The sequence below is a fragment of the Mycoplasmoides alvi ATCC 29626 genome (assembly GCF_000701785.1).
Taxonomy (GTDB): Bacteria; Bacillota_I; Bacilli_A; order Mycoplasmatales; family Mycoplasmoidaceae; genus Mycoplasmoides; species Mycoplasmoides alvi.
On the sequence record NZ_JNJU01000007.1, the window covers coordinates 30,728 to 45,059 of the forward strand.

9 protein-coding genes and 2 tRNA genes are annotated in these 14,332 nt (G+C 25.3%); 2 read left to right on the forward strand and 9 right to left on the reverse strand.

All coding sequences use genetic code 4. The features are described 5' to 3' along the window. Positions 1 to 7: 7 nt before the first annotated feature. A complete protein-coding gene (locus T383_RS0102005; protein WP_156940247.1) occupies positions 8 to 1,873 on the reverse strand; it encodes a hypothetical protein in 1,866 nt (621 codons plus the stop codon). Positions 1,874 to 1,909: 36 nt separating this feature from the next. Further along, positions 1,910 to 1,983 (reverse strand) — tRNA-Gly (locus tag T383_RS0102010). A gap of 820 nt (positions 1,984 to 2,803) precedes the next feature. Here T383_RS0102010 and T383_RS0102015 point away from each other — a divergent pair. Beyond that, positions 2,804 to 3,286: a hypothetical protein gene (locus T383_RS0102015; RefSeq protein WP_033160023.1), complete on the forward strand. Its 483-nt coding sequence runs from the start codon at positions 2,804 to 2,806 to the stop codon at positions 3,284 to 3,286. A 74-nt stretch (positions 3,287 to 3,360) separates the two neighbouring features. Here T383_RS0102015 and T383_RS0102020 read toward each other — a convergent pair whose 3' ends face one another. After that, positions 3,361 to 5,070: a ribonuclease J gene (locus T383_RS0102020; protein WP_033160024.1), complete on the reverse strand. Its 1,710-nt coding sequence runs from the start codon at positions 5,068 to 5,070 to the stop codon at positions 3,361 to 3,363. 271 nt (positions 5,071 to 5,341) lie between these two features. Here T383_RS0102020 and T383_RS0102025 point away from each other — a divergent pair. After that, positions 5,342 to 5,425: transfer RNA gene (locus T383_RS0102025), tRNA-Leu, on the forward strand. A 118-nt stretch (positions 5,426 to 5,543) separates the two neighbouring features. Here the strand turns inward: T383_RS0102025 and T383_RS0102030 are convergent. The 6 genes from T383_RS0102030 to ptsP all read right to left on the reverse strand — a co-directional run bounded on the left by T383_RS0102030 (position 5,544) and on the right by ptsP (position 13,890). Then, positions 5,544 to 7,589, reverse strand: coding sequence for an APC family permease (locus T383_RS0102030; protein ID WP_052664014.1), 2,046 nt, complete (start codon positions 7,587 to 7,589; stop codon positions 5,544 to 5,546). Between the two features lie 38 nt (positions 7,590 to 7,627). Further along, the gene (locus T383_RS0102035) at positions 7,628 to 8,842 is read right to left on the reverse strand and encodes an arginine deiminase family protein (protein ID WP_033160025.1); all 1,215 of its coding nucleotides are present in this window, start codon (positions 8,840 to 8,842) and stop codon (positions 7,628 to 7,630) included. Positions 8,843 to 8,940: 98 nt separating this feature from the next. After that, the gene (locus tag T383_RS0102040) at positions 8,941 to 10,164 is read right to left on the reverse strand and encodes an aminotransferase class I/II-fold pyridoxal phosphate-dependent enzyme (RefSeq protein WP_211246831.1); all 1,224 of its coding nucleotides are present in this window, start codon (positions 10,162 to 10,164) and stop codon (positions 8,941 to 8,943) included. A gap of 54 nt (positions 10,165 to 10,218) precedes the next feature. After that, positions 10,219 to 10,452 (reverse strand): hypothetical protein, encoded by a 234-nt coding sequence (locus tag T383_RS0102045; RefSeq protein ID WP_033160026.1) that lies wholly within the window; start codon positions 10,450 to 10,452, stop codon positions 10,219 to 10,221. A gap of 106 nt (positions 10,453 to 10,558) precedes the next feature. Then, positions 10,559 to 11,995 carry a phospholipase D-like domain-containing protein gene (locus T383_RS0102050; RefSeq protein WP_169735592.1) on the reverse strand — a complete coding sequence of 479 codons (1,437 nt, stop codon included), beginning with the start codon at positions 11,993 to 11,995 and terminating at the stop codon, positions 10,559 to 10,561. Between the two features lie 161 nt (positions 11,996 to 12,156). Then, the gene (gene ptsP, locus T383_RS0102055; RefSeq protein ID WP_033160028.1) at positions 12,157 to 13,890 is read right to left on the reverse strand and encodes a phosphoenolpyruvate--protein phosphotransferase; all 1,734 of its coding nucleotides are present in this window, start codon (positions 13,888 to 13,890) and stop codon (positions 12,157 to 12,159) included. Between the last annotated feature and the right edge of the window lie 442 nt (positions 13,891 to 14,332).

Here is a 14,332-nt window from a genome sequence, read left to right on the forward strand (position 1 = left end):
ACCCACATTAAATAAAGTTATAAATTCCTATTAAAGTTGTAATAAATAGCGAAAATGTTGAAATAAAAATAACAAAAAATATTTTAGTATATGTTTTACTTATAGATAAGTCATTTAACAAAAAACTAATTAAAATTACAAAGAATAATCAAGATACATTAAAATTTAAACCTAAATTAATTCTATCAATAATATTTGTAGATAAAGGATTTCATACTACTAAAAATAAAATAATAGAATTTAATAAATAAAAGTTTTTTTCAATATCAATTTCAAATAAATATTTTTTCTTGCCATTTGTAATGGTTGAGTTAGTTAAATTATTTTCTTGATTTATTAGCAACAGTTTATTATCATTGTTTAAGCAATAAGATTTTTCTTTTACAAAAAAAGTAAATCGCTTTTTTTTATTTAAAAGAAAAAAGTTTAGTTTGTTGAAAATAACTAAATTTTTAACAAAAATAACATAAAAACAATATAAAAACAAAATTACATTTAAACATCAAAAAGAGATATTTATAGTTCAGCAAAAAATATTATTAACAAAATTTTCTGAATAACTAGAATATAATGTTGAAAATTTATCAATAAAAAAAGTTCATGAATTTAACTGAAAATGAAAAATACCACCACTAAAGGACAAAAAAATAGAAACAAAATATAATATCAAAATAAAAAAAATTATTAATGTCCAAATGTGATTACTTAAAAATAATTCTATTTTTTTAATAAATATTTTGAATTTAACTAGCCTAATACATGCAAATCATGCAATGTAAATAAATATTAAAATTATCAATAAAATAATTGTAGCAATATATCAAATATTTAAAATTAAAAAAATTAATATTAGTGCAGGCCCTAAGGAATAAATTATAAAACTAGTTAAATAATGTTGTTCTCTAGATATGATATTAATTAAGAACTTTGTAAATGTAATAGCAAATATGAGAAAAATAAATATTTGAGACATTGAATAAACAGATAAAATAACTAATGTATAAAAGAAATCTGATTGAAAACCAACTTTATTTTTTAAAGAATAAAATGTTAAATACAATAACAAAATTGATATTGGAATTAATCAAGATATCCCATTTAAAGAATTATTTAAGAATAAAAATAAGATAGTATTTAGTGCAACAACAACAAAAAAAATAACAATTAATTTTAAATAATTATGTTTACTAAAATAATTTTCAAAGCAACCAAAAATGGTTAATGATGTAATAATGGAATAAATGCTTAATAATGAATAAACACCAAAATATGAATTATAAGGGCTAAAGAGAGTGTCTTGTTGAATTTGAAACACAAAAATTCATAACTTATTTAATGAATTTCAAGCACTATATTGAATAATATTGGGATCTATGCTAGGACTAAAAACTAGATCATTTCAAGTTACATTCCTAGAAAAATATTGATATAAAATACTTTCATAAGATAAGTAATCCTGTGATGCAATTAACTCATTGTCATGTTTAATATTATTTGATAAAAATCATGTAGCAAATAAAAATAAAGAGAAAAAAAATATAAGACATAATTTTTTTCAAGAAATAATTTCAAAAGAAATGCTATATTTCCAATTAAAACAATAAATAAAAAATAAAAAAACTTGAACAATTATCAAAATTATGCCATAACCAATAAAATTAACTGGTGATACAAAAATTGGTATTGAAACAATAAAAACAACAGTTTGGAAAATAAAAAATCCTAAACTAGTTGTAATTAGAGAATTGTAATATGGAAATATTTTTTTAATAATTTTTCCAATAAAATAACTATTAAAAAAATAAAATAGCGGGATCACGCACGCACCAACTATGGTTAAGGGCAAGCGAACCAGACCTCCGCTAATTATCATTGTTCTTGAATTAAAAATTAATTCAGATTATCATAATGGAGCAGATGACGAGAATCGGACTCGCGTCTCAACCTTGGCAAGGTTGCATTCTACCATTGAACTACATCTGCACTAATATAACAAAAAAATTATACCATTAATTAACATATTTTTAAATTCTGCTTATATGTTATGTTCATTATTTATTATGTATTATATTTAATAAATTTTTTATGTAGTTTTAGGCATCACTAAGTTAAATTTTCATATTTTATATAACGCTAAATAAATCTATTGCTTGTAATTTAAAATTTTGAACCACAACTAGCAATAATAACAATATTGCTTGATATGCTTATTTAGACTAGTTCATTATTTATAATTCTTTTTTAATGTTGTATATTCTAATTGAAGTAATTTATTGTAATTATTTAATGAATCTTTTATTGTATTTTTATAAAGCAAAAAAACACAATTAAATTTTAAATACTGCATAATTTAAGCAAATATTTTAATTTGAAAGGTTATATAGAAAATGAATAATCAAAAAAAATCTAAAAATAAAATTACTAAAAAAAATATGCATGATTTAAATGATACAAATGAACATGAAGATAAACACTCTTCGATGAAAATTAAAAAAATGAAATAATTAATGTTTTAAGACTAATAACTTAAATCTCTTGCATAAAACCAAATTAACTACTAAATGTAACTTTATTGTTATTTTCTCTAAAAAATACATATAGGCATAAAAATTCTAATCTAAATAAAGGTTAGAATTTTTTGTCTATTTTTACTTAATTTAAAAATAAACATAAATTTTTTTAATTAAAAGAAATAAAATTTGCAAAAGAAATTATTAAAATAATTAAGTATAAATTCTAAATATTAGATACAAAAAAATAATTTTTTAAAAATTTTTATTAATTAAGAAACGAATAAGTTTTTATGAAAAAAGTAAAATTATTTTTACCTTGATTATTTTTATTTTTTGGATTCACATTTATTGCTATAACGTCATGTTCTACTTCAGAAAGTGTTTCAAAAGAATTACTTCCTTACGATAACAATCAAGAATCACTTAACAAGATTGGAGATAATGTAGAATCATCTGATTTTTATATAAATAAAGATTTAACATTAGAAAGCATTGAAAGCAAAGATATTTCATGAAAATATGCATCAAACTATCCGCAATTAAAAATGATTGTAACTATTGAAGCAAAAAAAGATAAAGATTTAATTGCAAGTTTGGATAAAGAAGTAAATAATGTTGTGTACTTTAAGTTCTCATTACATGATGGTATAAATAATTTGAACTATTATAGTAACTCTACATATTTTAGTATGGTTTTAAATAAATTTATTGCTTATTTATACTTTAAGTTTTTAGTATTCTGACTAATTTTAATTACTATTAATTATTTTTAAAAGATTTTTGATAACTAATTTTTTGAATAAATATTCTTTTTAAAAAACATATGACTTAAGCATAAAATTTAATATTACATATGATGAATAATTGTTTTAATTAAAGGGTTTCTTCTTTTATTTCTTCAAATATAATGATTTGCAATATTAGATGCAACTTCTGAAATAGAACTTTCATTAAAAGTTTTTTTATCAAATTGTTTTTTTAATTCTTCTTTGATAGCTTGTTTAATGACATGAGTCATTTTAGTAATTAAAGGGGCAGATTCTTTAGCAAAAAAGCAACCTCTTGTAATAACAATTGGTAAATTAACAATGTCATTTTTTTCTTTGTTTATAAGAAGAATAATTGTAAATATACCGTCTTCACTCAAAATTTTTCTTTCTTTTAAAATTTTAACTGAATTATTAGATGTTGCATGACCTTCTATATAAACTGATTCAGCATTAAAAAATTGGTCTGAATAATATAGTTCATGATCAATTAAGTAAAGCATATCTCCATTTTTAGCAATAACAATATTCTCACTATCCATGCCAACTTCAATAGCAATTTTTTTAATTTTTTGAAACATTTTATATTCACCATGAATTGGCATAACATACTTAGGATTTAATAAACGCAACATTAATTGCAATTCTTGTTTGGTTGCATGACCTGATGCATGTAAACGTAATTGTGGAGAATTTTCATAAATGATTACTCCATGTTTAGATAATTCATTTAGTAAATGCTCTACGCTTGCATAATTGCCCGGGATGGGATTAGAAGACATAATAATTGTGTCAGTTGGTTTTAATGTAACTCATGAGTGTTTGCCCCTTGCCATTACATTTAAAGCAGCTAACTCTTCGCCTTGTGAACCTGTACAAAAAATAATAATATTTTCGTCTTCATATTTTTTTAATTCACGAGGTGATATTAAGTCAGAATCTTTGATGTTAATATATCCAACTTTTCTAGATGTTGTAACATTAGCTTCCATTGATTTCCCTAATAAACAAATTTTTCTTCCTTTGTTTAAAGCTATTTCAATAACCTCATTAATTCTTGTTGTATTGGATGCAAAAGTTGTCATAATGACTCTGCCAGGAGCATCAGTAATAATTTTGTTTATATTCGCATATATCCCTCGCTCAGATAAACTAAAACCTGGCACTTCAGCATTAGTGGTTTCTGTCATAAATAAATCAATACCGCGGTTAGAAATTTCTACAACTTTTTGCATATCTAATTCTTCATTTTGAGATGCAAAATCAAACCGATAATCACCACTTTCAACAATATTGCCATTTGGGGTTTGAACACATACACCAAAAGAATCTGGGATAGAATGGTTTACCCGATAAAAATCGATTGTAAAATATTTAGTTTTAAATTTAGAAAAGTCATCATACACAACAATATTGGTTGGATTAATATTTTTATGTTCTTGAATTTTTCTATTAATAAATTCAGCAGCAATTTTAGGAGCATATATTACTGGAACTTCAATATCTTTAAGCAAATATGGTAATCCGCCAATATGGTCTTCATGACCATGAGTTATAACAATAGCTTTTAATTTATTAGCATTTGTTTTTAAATAACTAAAATTTGCTACTATTCCATCAATTCCTAATAATTCTTCATGAGCAAATTTAATACCACAATCAATTACAATTATTTCATCTTTATACTCAATTCCATACATGTTCTTCCCAATTTCATCAAGTCCACCAAAAGCATAAATTTTTGTTGGTTCTTTTCCCAATAAATTTGATTTATCTATTTCATTAATCATTTTTATCTCCGATAATAATGTATATATGCAAACTTTTCAAAGTTTCCCAGGAATTTCAATGTTAAAAAATTTAAATAATATTTAAGATATAATTTATTCTTATTGAACCGTGTTTATAAATAGCACATTTGTAATAAATATCTCAATATCTATTTTTTAGCATTTAATAAATCTGTATTCAAAATATAATTACATTATATTAAATTAGAATAAAATTAGTGTTTATTAAATTTTATTTTTGTATTTAAATATATTATAACTAAAATTAAATATCAGGGTGGTGGAAAGGTAGACACGTAAGCTTGAGGTGCTTATGGGTAAAACTGTGCCGGTTCAAGTCCGGTCCCTGATACCATTTATAAAAACAACTAAAGTGCATCCATATGCACTTTTTTTAGTTAAAACAAAAAAACCAAAAGAGTTATTAAACAACTTTTGGTTTTCTGTAATTTTTATTTTAAATAACTACTAAATTAATGTGGAGCTTTTCTAACAAAATATCAATGCTTATTGTTGTAGTTGTCAATACAAATAGAAGTTAATTCAATTTGCTTATCCAATGATCACAAAGCTTCCTTTTTAAAATTAAATGAAGAATCTACTTGCATTAAATATTTGTATTTAGAAAAAGCAACTAATTTAGTAGCAACATAATTAGCATCATTATCATTAACATTAAAATTAGTTTTTAATACATTAGCAAAGTCATTCATATTGTTTTGCATTATTGCAGTTTTTGCTTTTGTACATATTTCATTATCATGGTTAATTAAATTACGAAGAGTCTCTAGTCGGTTGTAACGTTTATTAGCAGATTTTTCCTCAATTAAAACTGGGCCAAAACATATACCTGCAAATGTGAATAAAATCACACATAACAAGATATTTCCAGTTAATGAATCATTTAAACTTAATCGATAATCTTGGACACTTCAATTAGGATCATTAGAATTATTAATTAAATTAGTTAAATCAGTATCACTTAAACCTATCTGATGACCAACTAAACCTGTATTTACAAAAGGTTGAATAACACTCAATAATAAACTAAATGAGACCAAAATAAAACTTGCTCATCCAGTAAATTTGAAATATTTATTTTGTTCTGTTTGAACTCGATTAGTTTTTCGATTCATTAATCCGCCAAAAATTGCAAATGCAATAAATCCAAAAGCAAACAATGAAACCCAAGTTGCCATTAAATCAGCAAAATTAATTAATTTAGCTTGTGAAGAAAAACCAGCACCATCGTATGCACCAGCATAACCGCCAGGGAAATAACCTAAACCACCTATTGTACAAAAAATGATAATTGCTGGAATACTTAAAGCACATGTATATAATGTGCCTAATCAAGGGCGTGGTTTATTTAAAAGAACTAAAGATTTAGTTGGAACAACTAATTCACCTTCTTGTACAAGATCTTCAACAAAACGTGGTGCTCATGCCCCAAAACCATTAATAATTCCTAAAACACCAACAGCAATTAAAATATTAATTACACCAAATAATCATGAAACATTTTTAGACTTTAATCAATCTTGGAAAGAATAAAAACTACCACCAGCACTACCCAAAGACATTGAGATAGCAATTGTTAGATAAATTATAGTAACTATTACCAATCCAATAAAAATAGCTTTTGGTGTTTTTTTAGGTTCTTTCATTTCTGATTGTAAACCAGCAGTTACATAAAAACCATCAAATGCGAAGAAAATAGCAGCCATTGCTCCAAAAATTCCAAATCCAGGAGTTAAATTAAAAAAGTCAACTGCTTTATTATTTCATCATTCAGGAGCATCTGTATTATTTATTCCACCTGAAATAACAGTTCCAGTAGCATCTGTAACTGGCATTGCAGCTAAAACAAATCCTAAAATAGCAACAACAGCTAGTGGAATAAATTTTAAAGAAGTAATAATTCAATTTTGAATATTTGTTGCTTTAGAAGAAAGACCACAAACAAAAATAAAATACACAGAAATAACTAATACAATAACCATTCAAATAGCTCAGTCATTGGCTGTATTAAAACTATTATTAACACCAAAACCAGCTAAAGCATCTTGAAGCGAGACGATTACATAAATCGGCATGAAGAAAAAAGTTAAGGGCAAATAAATGAAGGTCATAAAGTACTTACAACCTTTGTAAATATATTTACCATTAAATTCTTTACACCATCCAATTAATGATAAATTGTCATTTCGAGCACTTGCAATTTCAATTAAAGCTAGTGCCATACAAATTACAGCAAATGCTGCAACAACTCAAGCAAAAATAGCTCAATATAAATTTGCTCCTGAATATTCTAAAACTTTGCTGGATTTAAAAAAGATACCAGCACCAACTGAACTACCAATAACAATCATAATTGCACTAATAAAACCAATTTTCTTGCTTGTAGGGGCATTAGCAAGAGATCGTTCAGGTTCAGGTTTTTTCATCTTATTCTTATAAATAACTAGCGAACCATCATTCGCATACTCATTATTTATTGAACCATTATTAAGACTCATAAATAACTCCAATCAAAATAAATAATTTTTTTATTGTTTTAAACATCTTCTCGATACAAAGGCATTGACATACATCTTGCACTGCCCATACCCAAAGACAATTGATTGCCATGGAAAGGCAATACTTTAATACCTGCTTTCACTAAAGCTTCTTCAGTTTTTTTATTTCTAGAATAACCAACAACTACTCCTGGTTCAATAACAAGATAATTGGTTGCATCAAAATTAGTTTCAATATTTATATCAATTTGTGAAGCATTTGCGCCGGCTACTGGAATTAAAATTGGTTTTTTACCAATAATCATGCTTAAAGCTTTTTCTAAATTCACATTTAATTCTTTTGGCGCAGATACTTTGTTATTAGATATATTAATTTCTCAAACCTTTAAAACAGATAACATGTTTGGTGAATACAAAAATTTATTGTAATCTAACATTGTTAATCATGTATCTAAATGCATTAAATTTGGCATTTTAGGTACATTAATTGCATAAATTTTAGTGAATGTACATTCTTTATTCTTAGAAATATTTTTAGCAAGTTCTTTAATTGTTTCCATTTTGGTTCTCTCAGAGACACCAACAACTAAAGTTTTCTTATTGTAGACAAAAACATCACCGCCTTCAATATCTAATCCTTTTGTAGGTGTAATATATTTAGGGGTATTTTGAAAACGTTCATTATATTTAAAAATAAAATTAGCAAATAAAACTTCACGACGTCTAACATTATGTTTCATTCAATGAATTGTTGCTCCATTTCCTACACTTGCAAAAGGATCACGTGTAAAATAGAGATTAGGCATTGGTTCTACAATTAAATAAGGTTGTCCTTTTATATTTAAATCAGAACTTAAAATACCACCCATCATGAAGTCAACCATTTCACGATTACTTTTTTGTTTGGTTAAAAAATCATAAACTTTTTTACTTAGTTCAGATGTTAATTTAGGTGTCGCTTCATTTAAATATTGATCAATAAATTCTTTTTTAACTTTGCTATCAACTTTAGAATAAGTTTGTGAAACAAGGTCTGCTAATTCAATTACATTAACTCCTTGATTTTTTAATACTGTTGTAAAGTTATCGTGTTCTAAACGTGCAGTTTCTGGTTCTAATGTAGCTGCAAATAGCAATTCATCTAATCTACTTGGGTCTAAAAAATTTAACTCCCTACCAGGACGGTGTACTAACACGTCACGTAACTTTCCAATTTCACTATAGACATGTATACCATTTTCTTTTATGCTCATAAATATAAATTGTCCTCTATGTTACAAAGCAACTCTAACTTAATGTTAAAGTTAGTTAATTTTAATACAATAAATATTTTATTAATTAATATTTTTATCTATTTATTTACAAACAATTTTAAAATGTCCTCATCATTTTGAGGAATTCTAGAAAAAGTATCAATAATTATGGAAACAGCTTTATCAATTAATTTAGTTGTTATATTGCTTTGTAAACTCAAACGAATTAAACAATTATTTGCTGGAGCTGCTGGCGGCAAAATAGGATTAACATAAACACCATTATTAAAAAGATATTTACATAAAACTAATGTCCTTAATTCTGAACCAGAATATATTGGAATAATTGGAACATCTATATGACCTCCAATTTTAATATTTTTACCAGCTAATTTATTTCTTAAGTAATGTGACATTTCTTTTAAATGTGCAATTCGCTTTGGACTATTTTTAATAATTGATAATGCTTTTTGAGCACAAGCTAAATTAGCAGGCGGCAAAGCTGCAGCGAAAATGAAAGGTCTTGATGTATGCCTAATAAATTCCATAATTTTTTTAGGTCCAGCAATATATCCGCCTAAACTTGCTAATGATTTACTAAAAGTCCCCATAATAATGTCTACATCTTTTTCTAACCCAAAATATTCAGGAGTACCACGACCAGAAACTCCTAAAACTCCAAATCCATGGGCATCATCAACCATAATTCTGACATTGTACTTTTTAGATAATTCAACAATTTTTGGTAAATTACATAATTCTCCCGACATTGAAAATACACCGTCAGTAACAATTAAACTACCAACATCTTTGTCTGAATATTTTTTTAGTCTTTCTTCTAGATCATCCATATCATTATGATAATAGCGTTCTAATTGAGCAAAACCTAACTTAATACCATCATAAATAGAAGCATGATTTTCACGATCACAAAAAATTACATCATTTCTATTTCCAATACAAGAAAGAATGCCCAAATTTGCATTAAAACCTGAAGAAAAAATTATGCAATCTTCTTTATTTAAAAAATTAGCTAATTCTTTTTCTAATTGAACATGAAGAATTGTTGTACCATTTAAAAATCTAGAACCAGATACACCTGAACCATATGTTTTTAATGCATTAATTCCAGCATTAATTACTTCATCATTATTAGTCAAACTCAAGTAGTTATTTGAACCAAGCATGATAACTTCTTGCCCGTTCATTTTAACAACAATATCTTGTTTAGTTTCAAGTTGTGTAAAGAAAGGATACACATCCATTTGTTTAATTGAATCTAAATGAGGATTGGAATTACATTTGCTAAAAATGTCTTTCATAATTTGAAAATATACATATATAAACTAAATAATTTAAGATTATTTTAAATAAATCTATCAAATTAATAAAATAATTTGATTATAAATTCCGATTGAATACAAATCACAAATTCAAGCAATAAAACCAATAATTGGAATTAAAGAAATAAGACCAAATAATAATGTTTGCTTATCTGTCTTTTTTTCAAAATAATAAACGATTCGATAGATGGCACTAAAATAACCTAATGTAAAAAATACAATTAAAAATTTAAGTCATTTATTTCAACTTTCAAAGGTTTTGACCATAGTAAATTTCTTCCTAAGCTTTCATTTAATAAAATTTAATGAGGATGCATTTACATACTTCCTTTTTACATTATATAGTTTTTATTGATTTTATACTTTGTTTTGCTTATAACAATGGGTGATAAATATTAATAAATAACATTTTAAATCTAATTCAATTCCATTCGTGCTTAGTTAACATATTTTCATTTACCAAATTAGATGAATAAAATAATTTCATCATTTCTTCTTGAAATTTCTCAGCAACTTTTTTATCCTTAATTAAAATACCCGACTCATAGTTTATGATTAATGATCTAAAATCTAAATTACTAGTAGTTGAAATAGTCAATTCATCATCAATTAATATCATTTTTGCATGATCAAACCCATTATATTCATAAATTTTTATACCTGTTTGTAATAAAGATTTGTAATGAGATCGATTAATTGTAAGAATGTATTTTTTATCATCTGGATATCCTGGTACTATCAAACGCACATCAATTCCAGATAAAGCAGCAAACTTTAATAAATCTGTAATGCTATCGCCCGGAATATAATATGGAGTAGATATTCAAATACGTTTTTTAGCATTAGCAAATGCACTGATTAACATTGTTGTCATATTAAAATCAGCATAACTTGCTGTTCTTTCAAAAACTTGTGCAATTGTTTTGTTATTAAACTTATTTACATCAATTTTAGTGTCTAAATAAAATTTCTTATTATCTTCTAAATCATCCATATCTTTTTGTCATGCAGGAATAAAACAATTTACAGTTAAATCTAAAGAGAAAATTAAATTTAAAGTTTTAACACATTCACCAGACAAAATAATATTATTATCATACCAATGAATAAAATCGGGTGAATAACATATATATTCATCTCCAATGTTAGAACCACCATACAAAGCTTTTTCATTATCAACAATTAAACACTTACGATGGCACCTAAAATTAGTACGTGCAGTATATTTAGTAAATTTTTTAGGATTAAAAATACCTACGATAATGCCAACTTCTCGCATTTGCTCAATAATTTTTTCATGCTTTCTTCTATAAGAACCAACTCAATCATAAATAAATCGTACTTTAATACCTTTTTTGGCTTGTTTAATTAATTCATTAGCAATTGATCTTAATCATATACCATCTGATATTATGTAATATTGAATATGTATGAATTTTTTCGCTTCACGAATCAATCTAATTGATTCTGAATATAATTTGGTTGAATCTATAATCTCAATTTTATTATTTTCATATATTGGTCTTTTTTCCAAACTATAAGCATAATTAAATAAATTTTGATAATAAGAATTTATAGTATCATCTTTCAAAAATTTCTCAGTAAATTCAAAAGATTCATAATGAACTCATTCTTTTTGATTTTGCATATAAGTTTTTTTATCCATTCTTAATAATGGATTTAATCCAAATATAAGAAAAATAAATAAACCCACAATTGGAATGCAAAAAATTACAAGAATTCAGCATAATCTAACATTTATAATTCTTTTCTTAGAATTAAAAATACAAAAAGCAAATCCTATGCTCATTAAGTAAAAACAAATAATTAATAAAACTGCATAAATTCATGAAGCAAAAAAAATTAACGTAAGGATTGATGCTATCAATGTTAGAAACGAGAATGTTCCAACAAATAAAATTCAAATTTCCTTACGCTTATTCATTAATAATTATTAACTAAACAAATGAACTATATAGAGATATTATTAGCTTTCAAAAAATCTTCAACTAATTTTATAACTTCTATATCTGATTCGCAATTTAAAGCTTGATCAACTAATTTAACACAAGCTTCATAATTTAATTGACAAATTAATTTCTTAGCTTTAGTAATAGATGATGGAATCATTGACAATTCCTTAATATTCAAACCAACTAATAAAGGTATTGCTGTAAAATCACTTGCCATTTCCCCACACATACCAACTCAAATGCTAGATTTATTAGCACCATCAACAGTATATTTAATTAAACGCAATAATCCAGGATTCATTGGTTGATATAAATAATTTACTGATTTAGACAATCTATCAGCTGCAAATGTATATTGAATTAAATCATTTGTCCCAATTGAAAAGAAGTCTACATTTTTAGCAAAAGCATCAGCTTGCATTGCTGTAGCAGGTGTTTCTACCATTATTCCAATCAAAGGTTTGCCAGTATTTACTTTTTCTAATTTTAATTCCATTTCACAATACAATAAAAAATCTTTTAAGCGTTTTAATTCTTCTAATGTAGTAACCATTGGAAACATAATTCCAATTTTACCAAAAGCAGCAGCACGTAAAATTGCTCTTAATTGAACTTTTAAAATATTAGGTTGACTTAAACAAAAACGAACTGCACGATTGCCTAAAAAAGGGTTTAATTCATATTCAAATTTATAATATGGTAGCATTTTATCTCCACCAATATCTAATGTGCGGATAATTACCAATTGGTCTTTTGCTTTTTCAACAACTTCTTTATATGCAGCAAACTGCTCTTCCTCAGTAGGCCAATCATGACTATCCATATATAAGAATTCTGTTCTAAATAATCCAATTCCGCCTGCACCATGCTTAATTGCATTATCAAGATCTGATGGCTTACCAATGTTAGCGCAGACATCAATTTCTTTACCATCAGTTGTAATTGCCTTTTTACTAATGTACTCATCAATTGAATTATCAATAGCAAGTACAATTTCTTCACTTTTAAGTCTTTCCATTTCAGTTTTAGTTAAATCAAAATGCAAAATACCTTTAGTTCCATCAATAGCAATTATCTCACCATTTTGAATGCTATCCAAACCTGTTTGGATTCCTAATATAGCAGGAATTTCTAAAGTTCTTGCAATAATTGCTGCATGACTAGTTTTGCCGCCCATACTAGTTACAAAACCTTTTACATAATTTTTGTCTAACAAAGCTGTTTGAGATGGAGATAAATCATCTGCAATAATAATAACACTTTTATCAAGTGACAATAAATTTGGTAATTCTGAGTCTGTCAAAACTGATAAAACACGATTTTTAATATCAACTATATCTGCAGATCTTTCACGATAATAAGCATCTTCCATGCTAATAAATTTTTCATATGTAGCATTAAAAACAGTATTAACTGCATGCATTGGATTGCAAAGTTCATTTCTAATTAAATGGCGAATATCTTCTAAAATAGTTGGATCATTCAGAATTTCAATGTGAGCCTGAAAAATTTTGGCTTGATATTCCCCAATTTTAGCCGCTGCATTTAATTCAATAGCTTTTAACTGACTTGTAGCCATTTTAAATGCATTTTCTACAAATTCTAAATTTTTATTAACATCTTTTGGACGAATTTGCTCATTAGTTATATTAAATGTTGGTGCAGTTAACTTATAAGCACTAGCAAGCGCAAAACCATCTGATGCAGCAATACCATTAAGTGTTTTTGACATTATTAGATAACCTTTTTAATTACTATTAAATCATGTTTATATATTATATTTTAATATTTACAAAAAATAAACATACTATTTATTATGTACTAAATGTTCTTATTTAAATTTATTTTTTAAAGATTTTATTAATAAAAACTACAAGCAATAAACATGACTCTTACTTATTAAATAAATCAATTGAAAAGATCTTGTAGTAAATAAATTATGACATAAATGCTAACTAAAGTAGTAAAATTTTATTATTAATATAATTGTTAATATTAAGTAGTTAATCTTGAATTGTAAATTTTTATTGTTTTAAATTTGTTCCAATTGTTTAAATAGCAGTTAGTAATTGTTATGAGTACCTTTATTCTTATATTAAGAATTAAATTTTTTAACAAATAAATCAATTTAGTAATTAAAAATTGCTTTGTTTTTATTCTTTTAGTGAGATTAG